This is a genomic window from Klebsiella sp. CN_Kp091, from assembly GCF_040065095.1.
In the GTDB taxonomy this organism is placed as follows: Bacteria; Pseudomonadota; Gammaproteobacteria; order Enterobacterales; family Enterobacteriaceae; genus Klebsiella; species Klebsiella aerogenes.
The window spans coordinates 1-23,693 of record NZ_JBEAIO010000018.1 but is presented as its reverse complement, the minus strand read 5'-3'; the positions used below and the strand labels follow the sequence as shown (position 1 = coordinate 23,693).

Here is a 23,693-nt window from a genome sequence, read left to right as displayed (position 1 = left end):
ACGCCAGCACGAAGCCCATGCCGAGGAACATCAGGGTGAAGCCTTCGCCTAACAGAACGGCATCAGTCATAAAAAATCTCGAATAAGGGCACGATGGCGCGTTGGTTGGCGAGCTTGTCGACGCTTCCGGCTAAGGAGCAGGGTGGATTTCCCGCAGCCGCCCCCGGCGCTGGTCCCTGACTGGGTCAACTTCTTCGGCCGCTCAACGGCGCCATCGTGCGTATGGGTTAAATCATCATGCCGAACACGATGCTGGCGATGACCAGCACAATACCGCCGCCCAAACGGGAGGAGATTTGCGCATAAGAGATAAGGCTCATACGGTTACAGGCAGAAAGAACTTCCAGGTCGCCGGAACCGCCGCGGTTAGCCATACACAGGCCAGCGGTGATCGCTGATTCAATTGGGAAGAAGCCCATCATCCAGCCGCCGATCGCCGCGCCGATCACTGCGCCGATAACGATAATGGCGGCGATAACGACGTTAGCGAAGGTGATGGCGTTGATGATTTCCTGCAGGTCGGTGTAGCAAACGCCGACGCCGACCATCAGTACCCACAGCAGCTGTTTAGAGAAGAAATCAGACAGACGCTTGGCGCCGGCTTTGATTTCCGGTGAACACAGGCCGGAGGCGTTCAGCGCTGCAACGATCAGCACCATCCACGCGAAGTAGTGAATCGAAACGCCGCCAATGCTTGGCAGGATTTTCTTCGCGACGACGTACGCCAGCAGGAAACAGGTCGTGGCAAGCACCAGACCGACGGCGGTTTCACGATGCGTGATTTGTCCCGCTTTCTCGTCATCTTCGACTTTGAACGAGGCTTTACGCACCAGTTCGCCTTCGCCGCTCATCCAGGTGTGTTTTTTGCCGATGATATCGAGGACGGCGGCAAAGACGATGGCGAAGATGTTAGCGATGGTCAGAATAGCGATAGCGGTTGAGTAATACTCTTCGCGAGAACGACCGGTGACGGAGTGATAGATCTCCGACAGCGGAACCGCGCCCGCGCCGTTGCCGCCGCCCATGATCGGCAGGACGTACAGCATCATGATGCGATCTACCGGAATGCCGAACACCAGACCGATAGCGATGCCGAAAATCGACGCGCCGACAATGCCCATCAGGATAGTTGGAATATAGCCGAGCAGCGATTTCAGCAGCAGACGGCGGTTTACCGACAGAATCGCCCCGGTAATTAATACCGCGATGAATAAGTTAAGGAAGTTACTTTCATCCATAACGTTGCTGATAGCATCGATTTCTTTTTGCGTGAAAATACCGGCGTAAACGAAATAAGCGGCAACCAGGAAAATCATTACCGGGGCGCCACCTATATATTTGTTGAATATCGGTAGGCGTTTACCTATTTCGCCGAATATGGCGCCGATAATAAACATGATGGCAAAGCCGCCAACGATGTCGGTGGGTAAAGCGTTATAAAAATGTGAAAGTAATAGCGTAATTAACGCAAACGCGTAAAGGGGGAGCGGCATGCCGAAGATTTTAAATCCCAGCAGGTCGCTAACGCCCTTTTTCTCCGTCGCCGGAGCCTGACTCATGTTGGTCATAAACGTTTTCCTGTTTATTGATGGAGTAGTAATACCGGCGCATAGTAATAAATAGACTTAGTGCTAAGGTGTGATTGCCTTCACTGAATACTCGTGTTTTTTATTAATTTAATTATTTTTATTATTCTGAATTAATTAACAACATAAAAACCATAAAGCTAATTAAGCCACGGGGAAAACTGTGACTTAAATACAAGTATCAATAGTCGAACGCTGGCGAAATACAGTTCGTTTTAGAATAACGAAGCGCTAAAAAATGACTCTGATATTAAAACGCGTTCAGCTATTAAAGGATCAACCGCGGCGAGAGGCGATCGATCGGTTTCTTCATCAGCATCAGTTGTCGTTAGAAGCCGATTGCGAGATGGCAATCGTGGCGGAGTATCGGCAGCGGCTGGTCGGCTGCGGCGCCATTGCCGGTAATGTACTGAAATGCATCGCCGTCGATCCCTCGCTACAGGGGGAGGGGCTGAGCCTTAAATTACTGACCGAACTCCTGACGCTGGCCTATGAACTGGGGCGCAGCGAACTGTTCTTATTTACTAAACCGAGCAATGCCGCGCTGTTCTCCGGCGCCGGCTTCTGGCCGATAGCCCAGGCGGGCGACCGCGCCGTATTGATGGAAAACAGCCGCGAACGTCTGACTCGTTACTGCCGTCAGCTGGCAATGTACCGTCAACCGGGAAAAAAAATCGGCGCTATTGTGATGAACGCCAATCCCTTCACCCTTGGTCACCGCTGGCTGGTGGAACAGGCGGCACGGCAGTGCGACTGGCTGCATCTGTTTGTGGTCAAGGAAGATGCATCCTGCTTTTCCTATCACGATCGCTTCACGCTGATCGAACAGGGGATTACCGGCATCGACAAAGTGACGCTGCACCCCGGTTCGGCGTATCTGATCTCGCGGGCGACGTTCCCCGGCTATTTCCTGAAAGAGCAGGGTGTGGTCGATGACTGCCACAGCCAGATTGACCTGCAGCTCTTCCGCGAACGTCTGGCCCCGGCGCTGCAGATAACCCATCGTTTTGTCGGCACCGAGCCGCTGTGTCCCCTGACCCGTAATTACAACCAGCGCATGAAGTCACTGTTGGAAGCGCCAGGCGACGCGCCGCCCATTGAAGTGGTTGAGCTGGCGCGAATCGAAAAAAATGGCGGACCCGTGTCGGCCTCGCGAGTGCGCGAACTCTATCGGCAACGCAACTGGCAGGCGGTCGCGGCACTGGTGCCGCCGGGAACCCTCTCTTTTCTGATGCAACTGGCGGAAAGCGAACATCAAACCGCCTGATTTTTATGCCCTAACTAAGGATTTTCCCCTATGGAAATGAAGATTGACGCCCTGGCCGGCACGCTGGAATCCAGCGATGTGATGGTCAGGATTGGACCGGCGGCGCAGCCGGGCATTCAGCTGGAAATCGACAGCATTGTGAAACAGCAGTTTGGCGCCGCGATTGAGCAGGTGGTCAGAGAAACGCTGGCGCAGCTTGGCGTGAAGCAGGCCAACGTGGTGGTCGATGATAAAGGCGCGCTGGAGTGCGTACTGCGTGCCCGCGTACAGGCCGCGGCGCTGCGGGCGGCGCAACAGTCCCAATTACAATGGAGCCAGCTATGAAACCACGTCGCAGTATGCTGTTCATCCCTGGCGCCAATGCCGCCATGTTAAGCACTTCATTCGTGTACGGCGCCGATGCGGTGATGTTCGACCTTGAAGATGCCGTTTCGCTACGCGAAAAAGATACCGCTCGCCTGTTGGTGCATCAGGCGCTGCAGCATCCGCTGTATCAGGATATCGAAACCGTGGTGCGTATTAACCCGCTGAATACGCCATTCGGTCTTGCCGACCTTGAAGCGGTAGTCCGCGCGGGCGTGGATATGGTGCGTCTGCCGAAAACCGACAGTAAAGAAGATATCCATGAGCTGGAAGCGCATGTTGAGCGGATTGAGCGCGAATGCGGCCGGGAAGTGGGCAGCACCAAACTGATGGCGGCTATTGAGTCGGCGCTGGGGGTGGTGAACGCGGTGGAGATCGCCCGCGCCAGCCCGCGTCTGGCGGCGATTGCGCTGGCGGCCTTCGATTACGTTATGGATATGGGCACTTCCCGCGGCGACGGTACTGAACTGTTCTATGCCCGCTGCGCCGTACTGCATGCGGCGCGCGTTGCCGGCATCGCCGCCTATGACGTGGTGTGGTCGGATATCAACAACGAAGAGGGTTTCCTGGCGGAAGCGAATCTGGCCAAAAACCTCGGTTTTAACGGCAAATCGTTGGTTAACCCACGACAAATTGAACTCCTGCATCAGGTCTATGCCCCGACGCGCAAAGAGGTCGATCACGCGCTGGAAGTGATTGCCGCGGCGGAAGAAGCCGAAACGCGCGGTCTTGGCGTGGTATCGCTGAACGGCAAGATGATCGATGGACCGATTATCGACCATGCTCGCAAAGTGGTGGCGCTCTCGGCTTCCGGTATTCGTGATTAAGGGGAATAAGATGAAAGAGACAGTAACAATGCTTAATCAGCAGTACGTGATGCCGGAAGGGTTAGCGCCTTATGCGGGCGTGACGGCGAAAAGCCCGTGGTTGGCCAGCGAAAGCGAAAAACGTCAGCGTAAAATCTGCGATTCGCTGGAAACGGCGATTCGTCGTTCCGGTTTGCAAAACGGCATGACCATTTCGTTCCACCACGCGTTTCGCGGCGGTGACAAAGTCGTCAATATGGTGGTGGCGAAGCTGGCGGAAATGGGTTTTCGCGATCTGACGCTGGCATCCAGTTCGCTGATCGACGCCCACTGGCCGCTGATCGAGCATATTAAAAATGGCGTGATCCGCCAGATCTACACCTCCGGCCTGCGCGGTAAGCTCGGCGAGGAGATCTCCGCCGGCTTGATGGAAAACCCGGTACAGATCCACTCCCATGGCGGTCGCGTACAGCTGATTCAAAGCGGCGAGCTGTCGATTGATGTCGCGTTTCTCGGCGTCCCCTGCTGCGATGAGTTTGGTAATGCCAACGGCTTTAGCGGAAAATCACGTTGCGGTTCGCTGGGCTACGCGCGCGTTGATGCGGAACATGCCAAATGCGTGGTGCTGCTGACCGAAGAGTGGGTGGCTTACCCTAACTACCCGGCCAGCATCGCTCAGGATCAGGTGGATCTGATTGTTCAGGTGGACGAAGTCGGCGATCCGGAAAAAATCACCGCTGGCGCGATCCGTCTGACCAGCAACCCGCGTGAGCTGCTAATCGCCCGTCAGGCGGCGAAAGTCGTTGAGCATTCCGGTTACTTTAAAGACGGTTTCTCGCTGCAGACCGGTACCGGCGGGGCCTCGCTGGCGGTGAGCCGCTTCCTCGAAGACAAAATGCGCCGTAACGGTATTACCGCCAGCTTTGGCCTTGGCGGGATCACCGGGACGATGGTTGACCTGCACGAAAAAGGGTTGATTAAAACGCTGCTCGATACCCAGTCGTTTGATGGCGACGCGGCGCGTTCATTAGCGCAGAACCCGAATCACGTAGAGATTTCCACCAACCAGTATGCCAGCCCGGGCTCTAAAGGCGCCTCCTGCGAGCGCTTAAACGTGGTGATGCTCAGCGCGCTGGAAATCGATACCGACTTTAACGTTAACGTGATGACCGGCTCCAATGGCGTACTGCGCGGCGCATCCGGCGGCCATAGCGATACCGCCGCCGGCGCGGATTTGACCATCATTACCGCGCCATTAGTTCGCGGCCGTATTCCCTGCGTCGTGGAAAAAGTGCTGACCCGCGTCACGCCGGGAGCCAGCGTAGATGTGCTGGTCACCGACCATGGCATAGCGGTAAACCCGGCGCGCCAGGATCTGATCGACAATTTGCGCAACGCGGGCATTGCGCTGATGACTATTGAGGAACTGCAGCAGCGTGCGGAACTGCTAACCGGCAAGCCGCAGCCGATCGAGTTTACCGATCGGGTGGTGGCGGTGGTGCGCTATCGCGATGGCTCCGTGCTTGATGTTATTCGTCAGGTGAAAAACAGCGACTAAATGCAGAGGGGGAAGGGCAATGAGCGAAGTGTTAATCAATCCGCAGCGTTCGCTGCGCGTGAAACCGCTGAACGCTGAAGAGGTGGTCAGCGCGGTAGAGCGCGCGCTGTTGACCGAAGTTCGCCTGACCCCAAAGCCCGGGTTGGTGGATATTCGTAACGCTGGCGCCCATCACGATATGGACCTGGCCTCGTTTGAGGCCAGTACCGCGGTGGTGGCGCCGTGGATGGAGAAATTTTTCATCATGGGCCACGATACCGCGGCGATCGTGCCGGAACAGGTGTTAATGATGCTGCGTCCGGTGGGGATGGCCTGCGAAAACGATATGCTGGAGGCCACCGGCGGAGTGAATACCCATCGTGGGGCGATCTTCGCTTTTGGTTTGCTGAGCGCGGCGGCGGGAAGGCTGGTATCGAAAGGCGAGCCGATTGAACAGCATCGGCTGTGCGACCAGGTGGCGCGATTCTGTCGCGGCATGGTTATGCAAGAACTCTCCGCTTCCAGCGGCGAACCGTTAAGCAAAGGCGAAGCCCATTTTCTACGTTACGGCCTCTCCGGTGCTCGCGGCGAGGCTGAGAGCGGCTTTCGTACCGTACGCACCCAGGCGCTGCCGGTGTTCAACCGCATGATGGAAGAGACCGGCGATAGTAACCTGGCGCTGCTGCAAACCTTGCTGCATCTGATGGCATGGAATGATGACACCAATCTGGTTTCGCGCGGCGGGCTTGCCGGCCTGAACTTTGTGCAGCAGGAGGCGCAGCGGCTGTTGTGGCAGGGCGGCGTCATGGCTGACGGTGGGCTGGAGGCGCTACGCCAACTCGACGACGAGCTGATTGCTCGCCATCTCAGCCCCGGCGGCAGCGCAGATTTATTGGCGGTAACCTGGTTTTTATCCGCTTTCCCCGCAGGCGCGCTTTTCCCCCTTTGATTGCGTACAACAACGCCTTAGCCCGCGTCGCGCGGGCGGGGCGCTACGTGCCCCTCCCGAATTTCACTACTTAAACGCCGAATCGCGGCACAATCATATAGTTTTTACTGATATCGACCGCCGTTTGTCATAAATTTCTAATTATCGGCGTTTTTGAGTAGCGGCTATGCAATGGGCTGGTTACTCTGAAAACAATTCACGTGAAGTTAACAAAAGAGAATAGCTATGCAAGATGCACAAATCCGCGTGGCCATCGCCGGCGCGGGCGGCCGGATGGGACGCCAGTTAATTCAGGCTGCGCTGCAAATGGACGGCGTGGCGCTTGGCGCGGCGCTGGAGCGCGAAGGTTCGAGCCTGGTGGGCAGCGATGCGGGCGAGCTGGCGGGCGTTGGTAAATCAGGCGTTACCGTCCAAAGCAGCCTGGCGGCGGTAAGCAATGATTTCGATGTTTTAATCGATTTTACCCGCCCGGAAGGCACGCTCAACCATCTGGCTTTCTGCCGTCAGTACGGCAAAGGGATGGTGATCGGCACTACCGGTTTTGATGATGCCGGAAAGCAGGCGATTAGCGATGCCGCACAGGAGATTGCTATCGTCTTTGCCGCTAACTTTAGCGTTGGCGTCAACGTGTTGTTAAAGCTGCTGGAGAAGGCGGCGAAGGTGATGGGCGATTATACCGATATCGAAATCATCGAAGCGCACCATAGGCATAAAGTGGACGCCCCGTCAGGCACCGCGCTGGCGATGGGTGAGGCGATCGCCGGGGCACTGAACAAAGATCTGAAGGACTGCGCCGTCTACAGCCGTGAGGGCCATACCGGTGAACGTGTTCCGGGTACTATTGGTTTCGCTACCGTTCGCGCGGGCGACATCGTCGGCGAACATACGGCGATGTTCGCTGATATCGGCGAACGTATCGAAATTACCCATAAGGCCTCCAGCCGGATGACATTTGCCAATGGCGCCGTTCGTTCTGCTTTGTGGCTGAAAGGCAAAAAAAATGGTCTATTTGACATGAAAGATGTGCTTGATCTGAATGCTTTATAATGATTATTACCCATCGTGATGTGGTTATTGCATTCAATATGTAATTGATTGCAAAGGGCAATATTTTATTGCCCTTTTTTATTTTGACTGATTTTATCTTTTTTTCTTCTTAAAGCTTCAAAAAACTATATCTTACTAATGTTTTTAGTTATTGAATTGTAAATTTTGACCATCTGGTCCACTTTTTCCCCCTCCGTCGAGTGATTTTACAGTTTTCCTCGCCCGCAAGCGTTTTCTCAACCAGGTTAGTTGATCTTTTTACCGTGAAAAACGCCCGTTACGCGCCAGTGGCGTAAAATAAGATTAAAAATATCCGCTTTAAGTTGACTTTTACCCGACATCTCTCCAGAATGCCGCCGTTTGCCAAAATTCTGCGGGCAAAAATTTGCATTGATTCAGATCTACGTTCTGCATTAATATGCAAATAAAGTGAGTGAATATTCTCTGGAGGGTGTTTTGATTAAGTCAGCGCTTTTGGTTCTGGAAGACGGAACCCAGTTTCACGGTCGGGCCATTGGGGCAACCGGCACGGCGGTTGGGGAAGTCGTTTTCAATACTTCAATGACCGGTTATCAAGAAATCCTCACTGATCCTTCCTATTCCCGCCAAATCGTCACTCTTACTTATCCCCATATTGGTAATGTCGGCACCAACGCCGCCGATGAAGAATCTTCCCGGGTACACGCACAAGGTCTGGTGATCCGCGACCTGCCGCTGATTGCCAGCAACTTCCGCAATACCGAAGACCTTTCTTCTTACCTCAAGCGCCATAACATTGTGGCCATTGCCGATATCGATACCCGTAAGCTGACGCGTTTACTGCGTGAGAAAGGGGCGCAGAATGGCTGCATCATCGCGGGCGATAACCTTGATGCCCAGCTGGCGCTGGAAAAAGCCCAGGCGTTCCCTGGCCTGAACGGTATGGATCTGGCGAAAGAGGTCACTACCGCAGAAACCTACGCCTGGACCCAGGGGAGCTGGACACTGGCGGGCGACCTGCCGGAAGCGAAGGCGGAAAGCGAGCTGCCGTTCCACGTCGTGGCTTATGACTTCGGCGCCAAGCGCAACATCCTGCGGATGCTGGTTGACCGCGGTTGTCGCCTGACTATCGTTCCGGCGCAAACGTCGGCTGAAGACGTGCTTAAGCTGAATCCGGACGGTATTTTCCTCTCCAACGGCCCAGGCGACCCGGCGCCGTGCGATTACGCCATCACGGCGATTGAAAAATTCCTCACCACCGATATTCCGGTCTTTGGCATCTGTCTCGGCCATCAGCTGCTGGCGCTGGCGAGCGGTGCGAAGACCATTAAGATGAAATTCGGCCACCACGGCGGCAACCACCCGGTTAAAGATATCGATAACAACGTCGTGATGATTACCGCCCAGAACCACGGCTTTGCCGTTGATGAAGCGACGCTGCCTGCCAACCTGCGCGTGACCCATAAGTCACTGTTCGACGGCACCCTGCAGGGGATCCATCGTACCGACAAGCCGGCGTTTAGCTTCCAGGGTCACCCTGAAGCGAGCCCGGGCCCGCACGATGCCGCGCCGCTGTTCGACCACTTTATCGAGTTAATTGAGCAATACCGTCAGTCCGCGAAATAATCAGGAGTAAAAGAGCCATGCCAAAACGTACAGACATAAAAAGTATCCTGATTCTGGGCGCGGGCCCGATTGTTATCGGTCAGGCGTGTGAGTTTGACTACTCTGGCGCCCAGGCCTGTAAAGCCCTGCGCGAAGAGGGTTACCGCGTTATTCTGGTGAACTCCAACCCGGCGACTATCATGACCGACCCGGAAATGGCCGATGCGACCTATATCGAGCCGATTCACTGGGAAGTGGTGCGTAAAATTATCGAAAAAGAGCGCCCGGACGCGGTGCTGCCGACCATGGGCGGCCAGACCGCGCTGAACTGCGCGCTGGAGCTGGAGCGTCAGGGCGTGCTGGCAGAGTTCGGCGTGACCATGATTGGCGCGACCGCCGATGCGATCGATAAAGCGGAAGACCGCCGTCGCTTCGACGTGGCGATGAAGAAAATCGGCCTCGACACCGCGCGTTCCGGCATTGCGCACACCATGGAAGAAGCGCTGGCGGTGGCCGCTGACGTTGGCTTCCCATGCATCATCCGTCCGTCCTTTACTATGGGCGGCACCGGCGGCGGTATTGCCTATAACCGCGAAGAGTTCGAAGAAATCTGCGAACGCGGCCTGGATCTCTCTCCGACCAACGAACTGCTGATTGATGAATCGCTGATCGGCTGGAAAGAGTACGAGATGGAAGTGGTGCGCGATAAGAACGATAACTGCATTATCGTCTGCTCGATTGAAAACTTCGATGCCATGGGGATTCACACCGGCGACTCCATCACCGTCGCCCCGGCGCAGACCCTGACCGACAAAGAATACCAAATCATGCGTAACGCCTCGATGGCGGTACTGCGTGAAATCGGCGTGGAAACCGGCGGCTCTAACGTACAGTTCTCGGTGAACCCGAAAGATGGTCGCCTGATCGTCATCGAAATGAACCCGCGCGTCTCCCGCTCTTCGGCGCTGGCTTCCAAAGCGACCGGCTTCCCGATTGCCAAAGTGGCAGCGAAGCTGGCGGTGGGTTACACCCTCGACGAACTGATGAACGATATCACCGGCGGCCGTACTCCGGCCTCCTTCGAACCGTCCATCGATTACGTTGTGACCAAAATTCCACGCTTTAACTTCGAAAAATTCGCTGGCGCTAACGACCGTCTGACAACGCAGATGAAATCCGTCGGCGAAGTGATGGCAATTGGCCGCACGCAGCAGGAATCGCTGCAGAAAGCACTGCGCGGTCTGGAAGTGGGCGCCACCGGCTTCGACCCGAAAGTCAGCCTCGACGATCCGGAAGCGCTGACCAAAATCCGCCGCGAGCTGAAAGACGCGGGCGCCGAGCGTATCTGGTACATCGCTGATGCCTTCCGCGCCGGTCTCTCCGTCGACGGCGTCTTCAACCTGACCAACATCGACCGCTGGTTCCTGGTACAAATCGAAGAACTGGTGCGCCTGGAAGAGAAAGTGGCGGCAGTGGGCATCAACGGCCTCGACGCTGATTTCCTGCGTCACCTGAAGCGTAAAGGCTTTGCCGATGCGCGTCTGGCGAAGCTGGCGGGCGTGCGCGAAGCGGAAATCCGCAAGCTGCGCGACCAGTACAACCTGCACCCGGTCTACAAGCGCGTGGATACCTGCGCGGCGGAATTCGCCACCGATACCGCCTACATGTATTCCACCTATGAAGACGAGTGCGAATCCAACCCGTCCGTAGACCGCGATAAAATCATGGTTCTCGGCGGCGGCCCGAACCGTATCGGCCAGGGTATCGAATTTGACTACTGCTGCGTACACGCCTCGCTGGCGCTGCGCGAAGACGGTTACGAGACCATCATGGTTAACTGTAACCCGGAAACCGTTTCGACCGACTACGACACCTCCGACCGTCTGTACTTCGAGCCGGTAACGCTTGAGGACGTTCTGGAAATCGTGCGCATCGAGAAGCCGAAAGGCGTTATCGTGCAGTACGGCGGCCAGACCCCGCTGAAGCTGGCGCGTGAACTGGAAGCCGCAGGCGTACCGGTTATCGGCACCAGCCCGGATGCTATCGACCGTGCTGAAGACCGCGAGCGCTTCCAGCATGCGGTTGACCGCCTGAAGCTGAAGCAGCCGGCGAACGCCACCGTGACCGCGCTTGAGCAAGCGGTTGAGAAGGCAAAAGAGATCGGTTATCCGCTGGTGGTGCGTCCGTCCTACGTACTGGGCGGCCGCGCGATGGAAATCGTCTACGACGAGGCTGACCTGCGCCGTTACTTCCAGACCGCGGTGAGCGTCTCCAACGATGCGCCGGTACTGCTGGACCGCTTCCTCGACGACGCGGTTGAAGTTGACGTCGACGCTATCTGCGATGGCGAAATGGTGCTGATTGGCGGCATCATGGAGCACATCGAACAAGCGGGCGTACACTCCGGCGACTCCGCCTGTTCTCTGCCTGCCTACACTCTGAGCAAAGAGATTCAGGATGTGATGCGCGAGCAGGTGCAGAAGCTGGCCTTCGAGCTGCAGGTTCGCGGCTTGATGAACGTACAGTTCGCGGTGAAGAACAACGAAGTGTACCTGATTGAAGTCAACCCGCGCGCGGCGCGTACCGTACCGTTCGTGTCGAAAGCCACCGGCGTACCGCTGGCGAAAGTGGCGGCGCGCGTGATGGCTGGTAAAACGCTGGCGCAGCAGGGCGTCACCAAAGAAATCATCCCGCCGTACTATTCGGTCAAAGAAGTGGTGCTGCCGTTCAACAAATTCCCGGGCGTTGACCCGCTGTTAGGGCCGGAAATGCGCTCTACCGGGGAAGTGATGGGCGTGGGCCGCACCTTCGCGGAAGCGTTCGCCAAAGCGCAGCTGGGCAGCAACTCCACGATGAAGAAACAGGGCCGCGCGCTGCTCTCCGTTCGCGAAGGCGACAAAGAGCGCGTTGTCGACCTGGCGGCAAAACTGCTGAAACAGGGCTTCGAGCTGGATGCAACCCACGGTACTGCGATTGTTCTGGGCGAAGCCGGTATCAACCCGCGTTTGGTGAACAAGGTGCATGAAGGTCGTCCGCACATTCAGGACCGTATCAAGAATGGCGAGTATACCTACATCATCAATACCACCGCAGGACGTCAGGCGATTGAAGACTCCAAGCTGATTCGCCGCAGCGCGCTGCAGTACAAGGTGCATTATGACACCACCCTGAACGGCGGTTTCGCCACCGCGATGGCGCTGAATGCCGATGCGACCGAGAAGGTCATTTCGGTGCAGGAAATGCACGCGCAAATCACCAAATAAGCGTACCGGCCGGGCCGGAAAGCGAAACACAGGGGCTGACGATATCGTCAGCCCCATTTTTTTACGGCACTCATCTTCGGAGAGTTCTGCTTTTATCTGTCTGTCAGGTCAGGCTAACTATAGTTAGCACGATAACGATACCAATTGATGAAAAGACAGGAGGATACAATGCGGAACAAAATTCTGGTGGCATCCGCGCTGGCGGCAACGGCGATGGTATTTGTGGCAGGTTGCTCATCAAATCAGTCGCTCAAAACGACAGATGGCAAAACAATTGTGACCAGCGGTAAGCCGCAGGTCGATGATGATACTGGCCTGGTATCCTACAAAAATGCGGAAACCGGTCGCGTGGAGCAGATTAATCGCGACCAGGTGAAGTCTATGGACGAGCTGGATAACTAAAAAAAAGCAGTGGCTTCGGCCACTGCTTTTTACCTTTCATTGTACGGCGATTACCAACGGTGATTCAGCAGAATGTGGCCGCCATAAGCGGCGTAGCTGTTTTCACCCCATTCGCCGCTGGCGCGCAGCGAGATAGTGGTCGTCTCGTTCACATTGCCGGTCACGCCCAGCTCTAACTGACCGCGGTCGTCCGGCGTATCGTTGCTGACTTTTTCACCATTGAACGCCAGATCGTTTTGACCCGCGCCTTTCAACCAGTTCACCGCGATATACGGCTGCCATGCTTTAACATCGTGCTGCTCGAAGTAGCTGCTCTTCACGCCGAGACGGCCAAACAGGCTATTGTTGTCCAGGGTGGTTACCCGCACGCCATCCGGGTCGGTATGATTTTCCTGATCGAGATAGCTGTAGATCACCTGCGCCTGAGGCTCAATCTTCCACGTACGCGCGCTTTCTGAAGGGATCACCCACGCATGGCCGACTTCAACAGAGGCGGCAAAACCTTTACTGTCATACTTTTCATTGTTGCGATTGCTGGTGACGGTGTTGTTATACCAGCTGTATGACGCCCAGGTATCGATGTAGCTGCCGAGACGTAATTTCGGATCTTCCTGCCAGGTGGCGTACAGGCCAACGTTGAAACCGTCGACTTTACCCTGCGCATCACGCACGTTGTGTTTCGCATCCGAATCCGTTTTCGCCTGGCCTGCGCCAAACATGCCGCCCGCACGCAGCATTCCTTTGTCCATCGGCTTGCTCATGAAATCACTGCCGAGCTGGAGCACGGTGGTGGTGGTGTCGTAGCTGACTTTATCGCCGCCGGCGTCGTTCTCATGATAGCGGCCCTTCACGTACATCCAGGTGTTCAGATTGTCTTCGTTGCGGAAAGTGAGCTGGTCGCGATCGTCACGTTTATGCAGGAACATACTCTGTGCCGCAAGATAGTTGCCCAGATAAGCACCGACTTCCGGGGCCATTACTTCTGGCGCGGATTGATCGCCATTATCGGTATTGTTGCCGCCATCGGTATTGCTGCCGCCATCGGTATTGCTGCCGCCATCGGTGCTGCTGCCGCCATCGGTGCCGCTGCCGCCATCGGTGCCGCTGCCGCCATCGGTGCCGCTGTCATCATCGTCGGTATCATCCGACGGATCGTCAGACGGGGTCGCTTTGGATTCCAGATACCAGTTGCCGTTGTTGTGCTGATAAAGATCGTATTCATAAGCTCCGGCGACAACTGGTTTTGACAAGGTTAGCTGTGCTTCAGAACTGCCGCCGACGCTGACAATCTCCATGCCATTAACGGTTTGCGCGCCCATTCCGCCGATGTTGGCGATACTGATGCCGGATTGACCGTAGCTGCTGCCGGTGATCGACAAATGGTCGGTCGGTGAACTGTCTTCGCCAACCTGACTGTTCATCACGATTTGGCTGCCGGCAGAACCGCTATAGTCGCCGTTAATCGTAAAATTGTTGCCAACGCTATTATCCGCGGCGCTAAGCAACAGCGTGCCGCTGTTGCTCACATTGCCATTGATGGTGTCGACGCCGGATGTTCTTAACGTGGCGTTTCCTTCAATTGCATTCCACGCCGCGAGGACACCTCCGCTGAGGATATCAATGTTGTTATTGACTTCGCCTGCGCTGGCAAATTGCGCGCCATTGTTGATAGTGAGGGTGGCATCGCTACCGGATGCTCCGAGGGTCGCGCCTTCTGCGACCAGAGTCGTGCCGCTTTTGAGCACGGTATCGCCGGTATAGCTATTGGCGCCGGTGAGCGTCAGCGTGTTGGTATCGACTTTTTCCACGTTACCGCTACCGATGATGCCGGTGGCAAAAGTAGAGTCGCTTCCCTGATTGAAGATCAGCGTGCCGTTATTGGTCAGGCTACCGGTGAGGGTTGCGGTTTTCTGCCCGTCGCCCAACTGCAGCGTGGCCGCTTCCGCGACCAGCGTGTTACCGCTATTAGCGACAGCGCCCCCCAGCGTTAACTGGCCGCTATTCACCTGGAGGGAATCGCCGCTGCCGATGATGTCGAGGTTGCCGGTGAGCGTCCAGTTTTCACCGTTCATTTTCACGGAGGCAAAACCGTCGCCGTCGTTAAGGCCGACAAAGTTACTGTCTTCCGTTCCGGTACCGACCAGCGAGACGGTGTTACCCGTTGAGCCCGTGGAGATGACATCGCCGATGAGGGAAGAGCCGGTATTGAGTACCAGGCTGTTATTTTTGCTGCTGGCAAACATAACGGCCGCATCGCCGCCGCCAAGTAAACCGCTGTTGATGATATCGGCTTTCGCGCTATCAACGATGTTGATCCCGTTCTGGCTGCCCTGCACGGTGCCGCTGTTGTTAATTTTGCTGTTGCCGTTGCTTAACGCAACACCATCGCCTGCGGTACCGGTGAAGGCGCCGCTGTTATCTAACCCGAGGCCAATTTGCGAACTCAGGCCGTTTTTCCCGGTGATCACGCCGGTATCGGTATTGGTGATACTAATTGCCGATGACTCTTCGCTAACGAAAATACCGTTGTTAGCGCCAGTAATGATTCCGCTATTATTAAAATCACCTGCCATTGATTGTACGTTAACGGCATTATCAGTTGCAGATGAAATAATTGCATTTTCATTATTATTAATTTCAACGGATTGACCTTCGATATTAATATCCAGTCCGATTCCCGTTCCGGCAATATTGCCTTCATTGGTAACTTTTTTGACGTTCATTCCGCTAACGGATACTGCTGGGGTGTTATCTGCGGAGGAGACGGTGACGTCTCTACTGATGGCGTATTCCGTGTCGGTGGAGAAGTTTTGCGGTACTGAAGTTGACTGGTCAATCGTGCCTGCGCTGACAACAATTGGCGTAAACATTAATAAGGCGGGAAATATTCTCGCCAGTGTTTTGGTTGTTCTGTTTAGTTCAAAGTGTTTGTTGCTCATATACACGTCCATTTGCGTAAATAGCGCTTCCGGTTAACGCTATATATTAGAATTTCGTTTTTAGATTGAAAATTTTTAGGCTCAAGATGAAGAGCGTAAAATTATTGGTTGTACATTGTGGACTGTATAGGTTTATTTATTAAAGAATGATTTAATCTCGTCTTAAAATATGCATCGACTGTATTATTAGTAATAATAAATTCGTATGGGGAATTAAAAGGGACGACGATTGCCCCCTGGATCGTCTGCAATTCTTTCGTGATGGAAGGATTATCATTGGCTGTATTCGACTTCTCCTCAGGCATTCCCCCCTTTCAGTGAGCGAGTTAACTGTCTACACTCACTGCTACAAGAATACAAAAGACAGGCCCATTCATGATTCTGATAATTTACTCGCATCCTTATCCGCATCACTCGCATGCGAATAAGCGGATGCTTGAGCAAGCAGGGACGCTTGATGGCGTAGAGATACGCTCCCTCTATGAGCTATATCCCGACTTCAATATCGATATCGCTGCCGAGCAGGCGGCGCTGGCGCGCGCCGATCTGGTTATCTGGCAGCATCCGATGCAGTGGTACAGCGTTCCACCGCTGTTAAAACTGTGGATGGATAAAGTACTGTCCCACGGCTGGGCGTACGGCCACAACGGTATTGCGTTACACGGTAAATCGCTGATGTGGGCGGTTACCACCGGCGGCGGCGAAAGCCATTTCGATATTGGTTCATTCCCCGGCTTTGACGTGCTGGCGCAGCCTCTGCAGGCGACGGCGCTGTACTGTGGCATGAAATGGCTGCCGCCGTTTGCGATGCACTGTACCTTTATCTGCGATGACGAAACGCTGCAGGCGCAGGCCCGTCATTATCGTCAACGCTTAATCGAATGGCAGGAGACGCATAACAATGGATAGCCATACGCTAATACAGGCGCTGATTTACCTCGGCTCCGCTGCGCTTATCGTGCCGATCGCCGTGCGTCTGGGACTGGGATCGGTGCTGGGATATCTGATTGCCGGCTGCGTTATCGGCCCATGGGGACTGCGACTGGTCACTGACGCTGAGGCGATTCTGCATTTCGCCGAAATCGGCGTGGTGCTGATGTTGTTTGTTATAGGCCTTGAGTTGGATCCGCAGCGCCTATGGAAACTGCGCGCCTCGGTATTTGGCGGCGGTGCGCTGCAAATGGTGGTGTGCGGCGCGTTTATCGGGCTGTTCTGCATGCTGCTTGGCTTGCGCTGGCAGGTGGCGGAGCTTATCGGGATGACGTTGGCGCTGTCGTCGACGGCGATTGCCATGCAGGCGATGAACGAACGTAACCTGACGGTGACGCAACTAGGGCGGAGCGCCTTTGCCGTGCTGTTGTTCCAGGATATCGCCGCTATTCCTTTGGTCGCGATGATTCCGCTGCTGGCGGCCAGCGGCGGTTCAACGACCCTGGCCGCGTTTGCGCTGTCGGCGTTGAAAGTGGCCGGCGCGCTGGCGCTGGTGGTGCTATTAGGGCGCTATCTGACCCGCCCGGTGCTGCGCTTCGTTGCCCGTTCCGGTCTGCGCGAAGTATTCAGCGCCGTGGCCCTGTTCCTGGTCTTTGGCTTCGGATTGCTGCTTGAGGAAGTCGGGCTGTCGATGGCGATGGGCGCGTTTCTTGCCGGGGTGCTTCTGGCAAGTTCTGAATACCGCCATGCGCTGGAGAGCGATATCGAACCGTTTAAAGGGTTGCTGTTGGGGCTGTTCTTTATCGGCGTCGGTATGTCTATCGACTTCGGTACCCTCGTCACCCATCCGCTACGTATCCTGATCCTGCTGGTGGGTTTTTTGGCGATTAAGGCTCTGATGCTATGGCTGATTGCTAAACCACTGGGTGTACCGCGCGCGCAGCGACGCTGGTTTGCCGTACTGCTGGGGCAGGGAAGTGAGTTCGCTTTCGTGGTCTTCGGCGCCGCGCAGATGGCCGATGTGTTGGATAGCGAGTGGGCGAAGGCGCTGACGCTGGCGGTGGCGCTATCAATGGCGGCAACGCCCATTCTGCTGGTGCTGCTGACGCGGATGGAGAAATCCGCCAGCGGCCAGGAGCGCGAAGCGGATGAGATTGACGAAGAGCAGCCGCGGGTGATTATCGCCGGTTTTGGCCGCTATGGGCAGATTGCCGGGCGCGTGCTGCTTTCCAGCGGCGTGAAAATGGTTATCCTCGATCACGACCCGGACCACGTTGATACCTTGCGCAAGTTCGATATGAAGGTGTTTTACGGCGATGCTACGCGGGTGGATCTGCTGGAGTCGGCGGGGGCGGCAAAGGCGGAAGTGCTGATCAACGCCATCGACGATCCGCAGGCTAGCCTGCAGCTGGTGGAGTTGGCGAAAGAGCACTTCCCACATCTGCAGATCATTTCGCGCGCCCGCGATGTCGATCACTACATTCAGCTGCGCCAGGCCGGAGTGGAAGCGCCGGAGCGTGAAACCTTCGAATCGGCGCTGAAAAGCGGCCGTATGACGCTGGAGGCCTTAGGTCTGGGCGCTTATGAGGCCCGCGAGCGCGCCGATCTGTTCCGCCGTTTCAACCAGCAGATGGTGGAAGAGATGGTGGCGATGGCGGAAAATGATGCCGCCTCTCGCGTGGCGGTGTTCAAGCGAACCAGCGATATGCTTACCGGCATCATCAATGAGGACCGTAATCATCTGTCGTTGGTGCAGCGTCACGGCTGGCAAGGTACCGAAGAAGGACGGCACACCGGAGACGTTCGCGATGAGCCGGAGAATAAGCCTTCAACCTGAGGTGGTAAGCAGATGTTGCGTTAACTTTACAGCTAACATTTTGTTTTCAATTTAGTTCCTGATCTGGCGGCTCATGAGGGTTACGTGGGCTCGCCAGCAAATCTAAAAATTTTCTTATTCTTTACTCTTCGTTCAGTCGACGAAGTATTACGCTTTCCGTATAGTGGCGGCAATTTTTTGCATTCGGGATATTTTCAATGATTAGTCTGATTGCGGCGTTAGCTGTAGATCGCGTAATTGGCATGGAGAACGCTATGCCATGGGACTTGCCTGCCGATCTCGCCTGGTTTAAACGTAATACCTTAAACAAGCCGGTGGTAATGGGGCGTTTGACCTGGGAATCCATCGGTCGCCCGTTGCCAGGACGTAAAAATATCGTTATCAGCAGCAAGCCAGGCAGCGACGATCGCGTGCAGTGGGTGAAGTCTGTTGATGAAGCGATTGCCGCCTGCGGCGACGCGGAAGAGATTATGGTGATTGGCGGTGGCCGCGTTTACGAGCAGTTCCTGCCGAAAGCGCACAAACTCTACCTGACCCATATTGATGCGGAAGTGGAAGGCGATACCCATTTCCCGGATTACGATCCGGACGAGTGGGAATCGGTGTTCAGTGAGTTCCACGATGCCGACGCGCAAAATTCCCATAGCTACTGCTTCGAGATCCTCGAGCGTCGTTAAGCTAACATAGCGTGGATTAAAAAACCCCGGTCGCGTCAGGGTACAAACCGGAAACATAGGTAACACTTTAGACCGGACACATGGGTAACAGTTATAACTGGCATAGAAGAGGAGACTCGCTATGCCCTGGACTGAGACCCGACCGATGCAACGTCTTGATTTTATCCGTGCCAGCTTCGCTGGTACGGACTCTTTTTCCGCACTGTGCCGTCGCTTCGGCATCAGTCGTAAAACCGGGTATAAGTGGCTCGAACGATTTGACCCGTCCGAACCCGCTTCCCTTTTTGACCGCTCACGCGCGCCACATTCTCATTCCCGTATTGTTCCACCTGATATCATCACGCATCTGATCGCATTACGACAAAAACACCCTGACTGGGGGCCGAAAAAGCTGCGTATGTGGCTTCTGAATCATCGGGTCGACTTTCCGGTTCCGGCAGCCAGCACTATCGGCGATATTCTCAAACGCGAAGGTCTCGTGCCGGACAGAAAGCGAAAGCACAGAGCCCCAGGTAACCGACAGCCGCTGACCCCCATCCGGGAAATCAATCAGGTCTGGAGCGCTGATTTTAAAGGTAAGTTCAGGTTGCTGAGCCGGGAATACTGCCATCCGTTTACGTTGACGGATAACCACAGCCGCTATCTTCTGAGCTGCAGAGGTAACCATCATGAGAACACCGCTTTCGCCCGGCAGTGCCTCACCGATGCGTTCCTGGAATATGGCCTGCCCGATGTGCTGCGGACGGATAACGGGCAGCCCTTTGCTGGTGTCGGCGTGGCGGGACTCAGTCGTCTGTCGGTCTGGCTAATCAAACTGGGCATCAGGCCGGAGCGTATCAGGAAGGGGCATCCGGAGGAAAATGGCCGCCATGAACGAATGCACCGCTCGCTGAAAAGTGCACTGAAGCACGGGAATATCTTCAGAACACTGGAGGAGCAGCAGGTCTGGTTCAGTCATTACCGGAAAGAGTTCAACCATGAACGTCCGCATGAAGCGCTGGACGGCGCCACCCCCGATCAGGTGTGGCGTCCTTCCCTGAGGCGCTGGAATGGAAAGGTCCCTGACTATGAGTGGCCTGAGGGTGCCCGACTGTACAGGGTAATGTCAAAGGGGGTAATACATATTGGGAAGGAAGTGTTCCTGAGCGAGTCACTGCTTGGGGAATACATCATGCTGGAAGAAAAAGATGATGGTATTGAGGCCATCATCTTTAACGGAATGACACTGGCTTACTATGACCGGAGAGCGCAGAGTATTATCCGGATAGACTAGGAAAGTGTTACCTATGTTCCCGGTCTGATCTGTAACCTATGTATCCGGTCGTACACAGGCGTGGCCGGGGTTTTGTTTTATCAGGAATCTCCCGTACCGGAGGTAGCCCGGATAAGGCGCAGCGCGCCGCCATCCGGGATCGACTCAGGAGGCGACCGCTTCGCCTTCGTCGAGGCTTTTCTGGCGGTTGGAACGCTGGGTGAAATACGTTTTATCTTCCCAGCGCAGGCAGGTCAGGTCCCCTCCCCAGCAGCAGCCGGTATCCAGCGCGTAGATGCCTTCCGGGGTACCGCGGCCTTCCAGCGACGCCCAATGACCAAAGGCGATACTGTACTCGCGGGCAACCGGGCCCGGAATGGCAAACCATGGCTTAAGCGGGGCAGGCGCGTCTTCCGGCGCCTCTTTGCTGTACATATCCAACTGGCCGTTCGGGAAGCAATAGCGCATGCGGGTGAAGGCGTTGGTGATAAAGCGTAGGCGCGCCAGGCCGCTGAGCTCGTTGCTCCAGTGGTTCGGCATATCGCCATACATCGCGTCGAGGAAGAACGGATAGGAGTCGCTCGCCAGCACGGCTTCGACATCGCGCGCGCACTGTTTGGCGGTTTCCAGATCCCACTGCGGCGTGATGCCGGCATGAGCCATCACCAGCTTTTTCTCTTCGTCGACCTGCATCAGCGGCTGGCGACGCAGCCAGTTGAGCAGTTCGTCAGCGTCCGGTGCTTCCAGCAGCGGCGTCAGGCGGTCTTTGGGCTTGTTGCGGCTAATGCCGGCAAACACCGCCAGCAGATGCAGGTCATGGTTGCCCAGCACGATGCGCACGCTATCGCCGAGCGTTTTCACGAACCGCAGCACTTCCAGAGAGCCGGGGCCGCGCGCGACCAGGTCGCCGGTGAGCCACAGCGTGTCCGTATCAGGGTTAAACTCCACCTGCTCCAGCAATGCGATCAGTTCATCGTAGCAACCATGAATGTCGCCAATAAGGTATGTAGCCATTGTTTTAATGTATAAGCGTTGGAACTGCGAGACGGAAGACAGGGATCTCGATAGTGAACGGTACGCCGTTGCTATCAATCATCTCATAATGACCCTGCATGGTGCCCAGCGGCGTTTCGATAACCGCGCCGCTGGTGTATTGATACTCTTCGCCGGCAGGGATGTGCGGCTGTTCGCCGACGACCCCTTCACCCTGGACTTCCGTCTCGCGACCGTGTCCATTGGTGATAAGCCAGTAGCGGCCGAGAAGCTGAACCTGACTCCGCCCCAGGTTGCGAATGGTGACGGTGTAAGCGAAGACGTAGCGCTCTTCTTCCGGAGAAGATTGCGATTCGATATAGACGCTTTGCACCTGGACGCAAACACGAGGCGAATTAATCATGGTTAGCTCTCCTTCGAAGGCAGATTGTTGGATAACCAGTTGGCCATCTTACAGTACTGCTCTACAGAAATATTTTCCGCACGTACCGCCGGGTCGACGCCCAGCTCCGTCAGCACTTCAACGCTAAACAGATTGCCGAGACTATTGCGAATGGTCTTACGGCGCTGGTTGAAGGCTTCGGTAGTGATACGGCTCAGCACGCGGACATCCTTCACCGGGTACGGCATGGTGCGATGCGGCACCAGGCGCACGACGGCGGAATCCACTTTTGGCGGCGGCGTAAAAGCGGTCGGCGGGACTTCAAGTACCGGGATCACCTGGCAGTAGTACTGCGCCATTACGCTTAATCGACCATACGCTTTACTATTCGGCCCGGCAACCAGACGATTAACCACTTCCTTCTGCAGCATAAAGTGCATATCGGCAATGGCATCAGTATAGCTGAAGAGGTGGAACATCAGCGGCGTAGAGATGTTGTACGGCAGGTTGCCGAAGACGCGCAGCGGCTGGCCCATTTTCTCCGACAGTTCGCCGAAGTTCATGGTCATCGCATCCTGCTGGTAAATGGTCAGCTTAGGTCCGAGGAACGGATGGGTCTGCAGGCGGGCCGCCAGATCGCGGTCCAGCTCGATAACGGTTAACTGGTCGAGGCGTTCGCCGACCGGCTCGGTCAGCGCGGCGAGACCCGGGCCGATTTCGACCATCGCCTGGCCTTTCTGAGGATTGATGGCCGAAACAATGCTGTCGATCACGAACTGATCGTTGAGAAAGTTTTGCCCGAAGCGTTTACGGGCTAAATGGCCCTGATGGACTCGATTATTCATTGGGTATTAACAATCATTTTGATGGCGAGATTAAGCGCCGTGATAAAACTGCCGACGTCCGCTTTTCCCTGACCGGCTAATTCCAGCGCGGTCCCGTGGTCAACGGAGGTACGAATAAAAGGTAAACCGAGCGTAATATTCACGCCGCGGCCAAAGCCCTGGTATTTTAGCACGGGCAGGCCCTGATCGTGGTACATCGCGAGTACCGCATCGGCATTATCGAGATATTTTGGCTGAAAAAGGGTATCCGCAGGCAGCGGACCGCTTAAATTCATGCCCTTCGCCCGCATCTCTTCGAGCACCGGAATAATGGTATCGATCTCTTCCGTCCCCATATGACCGCCTTCGCCGGCGTGGGGATTCAGGCCGCAAACCAGCACGTGCGGCTGAGCGATACCGAATTTATGCCGCAGATCGGCATCCAGGATGGTTATCACTTCACGCAGCAGCTCCGGCGTGATCGCCTCGCTTATCGCTTTTAACGGCAGGTGGGTGGTGGCCAGTGCGACCCGCAGTTCTTCGGTCGCCAGCATCATCACCACTTTGCTGGCGTGAGCGCGTTCTTCAAAGAACTCGGTATGGCCGGTGAAGGCAATACCGGCGTCATTGATGTTGCCTTTGTGCACCGGCCCGGTAATCAACGCGGCGAATTCACCCTTAAGGCAGCCATCGCAGGCGCGCGCCAGGGTTTCCACCACATAGCTGCCGTTAGCGACATTAAGCATACCCGGCTGTACCGGCGCGTTGAGGGCAACGGGAAGTAGCGTAAGCGTGCCCGCCCGCTGCGGCTGTGGAGGACGGGTTGGATCGTAAGGGAGGAGCGATAAAGGAAGACCGAGCTGGCGGGCTCGGTCAGTTAACAGGGCGCCATCGGCGCAAATAACCAGTTCAACCGGCCAGTCGCGCTGCGCAAGCTCGGCGACAAGATCGGGACCAATCCCTGCGGGTTCGCCGGGAGTGATAACAACACGTTGCATAGAAACGTTCCTTCGGGCCAGGAAGGCCCGGCTGCGCAGTCGACCCCAGCCGTAGCT

General features: G+C 55.8%; 19 protein-coding genes and 1 pseudogene. 13 read left to right on the top strand and 7 right to left on the bottom strand.

Going from position 1 to position 23,693, the window contains the following annotated elements; genetic code table 11:
• Both ABLV17_RS13185 and citS read right to left on the bottom strand, forming a co-directional pair.
• Positions 1 to 70, bottom strand: a pseudogene (locus ABLV17_RS13185) (oxaloacetate decarboxylase gamma chain); the annotation flags it as partial.
• Positions 71 to 227: 157 nt separating this feature from the next.
• Positions 228 to 1,568 (bottom strand): citrate/sodium symporter CitS, encoded by a 1,341-nt coding sequence (citS, locus tag ABLV17_RS13180; RefSeq protein ID WP_113374390.1) that lies wholly within the window; start codon positions 1,566 to 1,568, stop codon positions 228 to 230.
• A 256-nt stretch (positions 1,569 to 1,824) separates the two neighbouring features.
• On the opposite strand from citS, the gene citC reads away from it, so the two are divergent.
• The 9 genes from citC to ABLV17_RS13135 all read left to right on the top strand — a co-directional run bounded on the left by citC (position 1,825) and on the right by ABLV17_RS13135 (position 12,804).
• Positions 1,825 to 2,853: a [citrate (pro-3S)-lyase] ligase gene (gene citC, locus ABLV17_RS13175; RefSeq protein WP_213794620.1), complete on the top strand. Its 1,029-nt coding sequence runs from the start codon at positions 1,825 to 1,827 to the stop codon at positions 2,851 to 2,853.
• A 30-nt stretch (positions 2,854 to 2,883) separates the two neighbouring features.
• The gene (citD, locus tag ABLV17_RS13170) at positions 2,884 to 3,177 is read left to right on the top strand and encodes a citrate lyase acyl carrier protein (RefSeq protein WP_012542888.1); all 294 of its coding nucleotides are present in this window, start codon (positions 2,884 to 2,886) and stop codon (positions 3,175 to 3,177) included.
• The gene (citE, locus tag ABLV17_RS13165) at positions 3,174 to 4,043 is read left to right on the top strand and encodes a citrate (pro-3S)-lyase subunit beta (RefSeq protein WP_015368307.1); all 870 of its coding nucleotides are present in this window, start codon (positions 3,174 to 3,176) and stop codon (positions 4,041 to 4,043) included. The genes citD and citE overlap by 4 nt, the downstream gene beginning before the upstream one ends.
• Before the next feature lie 10 nt (positions 4,044 to 4,053).
• Complete coding sequence (gene citF, locus ABLV17_RS13160; protein ID WP_308957718.1) at positions 4,054 to 5,580, top strand: citrate lyase subunit alpha; 1,527 nt, start codon at positions 4,054 to 4,056, stop codon at positions 5,578 to 5,580.
• Positions 5,581 to 5,599: 19 nt separating this feature from the next.
• The gene (gene citG, locus ABLV17_RS13155; protein WP_308957717.1) at positions 5,600 to 6,508 is read left to right on the top strand and encodes a triphosphoribosyl-dephospho-CoA synthase CitG; all 909 of its coding nucleotides are present in this window, start codon (positions 5,600 to 5,602) and stop codon (positions 6,506 to 6,508) included.
• Positions 6,509 to 6,733: 225 nt separating this feature from the next.
• Positions 6,734 to 7,555 carry a 4-hydroxy-tetrahydrodipicolinate reductase gene (dapB, locus tag ABLV17_RS13150; protein WP_087860920.1) on the top strand — a complete coding sequence of 274 codons (822 nt, stop codon included), beginning with the start codon at positions 6,734 to 6,736 and terminating at the stop codon, positions 7,553 to 7,555.
• A gap of 456 nt (positions 7,556 to 8,011) precedes the next feature.
• Entirely contained in the window at positions 8,012 to 9,160 is a 1,149-nt protein-coding gene (carA, locus tag ABLV17_RS13145) for a glutamine-hydrolyzing carbamoyl-phosphate synthase small subunit (RefSeq protein ID WP_308957716.1), read from the top strand.
• A 17-nt stretch (positions 9,161 to 9,177) separates the two neighbouring features.
• Positions 9,178 to 12,402: a carbamoyl-phosphate synthase large subunit gene (gene carB / locus ABLV17_RS13140; RefSeq protein WP_087860917.1), complete on the top strand. Its 3,225-nt coding sequence runs from the start codon at positions 9,178 to 9,180 to the stop codon at positions 12,400 to 12,402.
• A 168-nt stretch (positions 12,403 to 12,570) separates the two neighbouring features.
• The gene (locus ABLV17_RS13135; protein ID WP_015704368.1) at positions 12,571 to 12,804 is read left to right on the top strand and encodes a YgdI/YgdR family lipoprotein; all 234 of its coding nucleotides are present in this window, start codon (positions 12,571 to 12,573) and stop codon (positions 12,802 to 12,804) included.
• Between the two features lie 50 nt (positions 12,805 to 12,854).
• Here the strand turns inward: ABLV17_RS13135 and ABLV17_RS13130 are convergent, their stop codons facing one another.
• On the bottom strand, positions 12,855 to 15,743 hold the full coding sequence (locus ABLV17_RS13130) for an autotransporter outer membrane beta-barrel domain-containing protein (protein WP_348854313.1): 2,889 nt from the start codon (positions 15,741 to 15,743) through the stop codon (positions 12,855 to 12,857).
• Between the two features lie 375 nt (positions 15,744 to 16,118).
• Here ABLV17_RS13130 and kefF point away from each other — a divergent pair, with 375 nt between their 5' ends.
• The 4 genes from kefF (at position 16,119) to ABLV17_RS13110 (ending at position 20,460) form a co-directional block, all read left to right on the top strand.
• Entirely contained in the window at positions 16,119 to 16,652 is a 534-nt protein-coding gene (gene kefF, locus ABLV17_RS13125) for a glutathione-regulated potassium-efflux system oxidoreductase KefF (protein WP_087860915.1), read from the top strand.
• Positions 16,645 to 18,510 carry a glutathione-regulated potassium-efflux system protein KefC gene (gene kefC, locus ABLV17_RS13120; RefSeq protein ID WP_015368295.1) on the top strand — a complete coding sequence of 622 codons (1,866 nt, stop codon included), beginning with the start codon at positions 16,645 to 16,647 and terminating at the stop codon, positions 18,508 to 18,510. The genes kefF and kefC overlap by 8 nt, the downstream gene beginning before the upstream one ends.
• A 197-nt stretch (positions 18,511 to 18,707) precedes the next feature.
• The gene (gene folA / locus ABLV17_RS13115; RefSeq protein WP_015368294.1) at positions 18,708 to 19,187 is read left to right on the top strand and encodes a type 3 dihydrofolate reductase; all 480 of its coding nucleotides are present in this window, start codon (positions 18,708 to 18,710) and stop codon (positions 19,185 to 19,187) included.
• A gap of 145 nt (positions 19,188 to 19,332) precedes the next feature.
• On the top strand, positions 19,333 to 20,460 hold the full coding sequence (locus ABLV17_RS13110; RefSeq protein WP_348854312.1) for an IS481 family transposase: 1,128 nt from the start codon (positions 19,333 to 19,335) through the stop codon (positions 20,458 to 20,460).
• A 144-nt stretch (positions 20,461 to 20,604) separates the two neighbouring features.
• On the opposite strand, the gene apaH is transcribed toward ABLV17_RS13110, so the two are convergent.
• From apaH to pdxA, 4 genes are read right to left on the bottom strand one after another with little or no spacing between them, the layout of a single operon-like run.
• Positions 20,605 to 21,453: a bis(5'-nucleosyl)-tetraphosphatase (symmetrical) ApaH gene (gene apaH / locus ABLV17_RS13105; protein ID WP_045397283.1), complete on the bottom strand. Its 849-nt coding sequence runs from the start codon at positions 21,451 to 21,453 to the stop codon at positions 20,605 to 20,607.
• Positions 21,454 to 21,457: 4 nt separating this feature from the next.
• Positions 21,458 to 21,835, bottom strand: a complete 378-nt coding sequence (gene apaG, locus ABLV17_RS13100; RefSeq protein WP_087860914.1) for a Co2+/Mg2+ efflux protein ApaG — start codon at positions 21,833 to 21,835, stop codon at positions 21,458 to 21,460.
• Positions 21,836 to 21,837: 2 nt separating this feature from the next.
• Positions 21,838 to 22,659, bottom strand: coding sequence for a 16S rRNA (adenine(1518)-N(6)/adenine(1519)-N(6))-dimethyltransferase RsmA (gene rsmA, locus ABLV17_RS13095; RefSeq protein WP_015368291.1), 822 nt, complete (start codon positions 22,657 to 22,659; stop codon positions 21,838 to 21,840).
• Positions 22,656 to 23,636 carry a 4-hydroxythreonine-4-phosphate dehydrogenase PdxA gene (gene pdxA, locus ABLV17_RS13090; RefSeq protein ID WP_113374396.1) on the bottom strand — a complete coding sequence of 327 codons (981 nt, stop codon included), beginning with the start codon at positions 23,634 to 23,636 and terminating at the stop codon, positions 22,656 to 22,658. Before pdxA ends, rsmA begins: the two co-directional genes overlap by 4 nt.
• Positions 23,637 to 23,693: the final 57 nt, after the last annotated feature.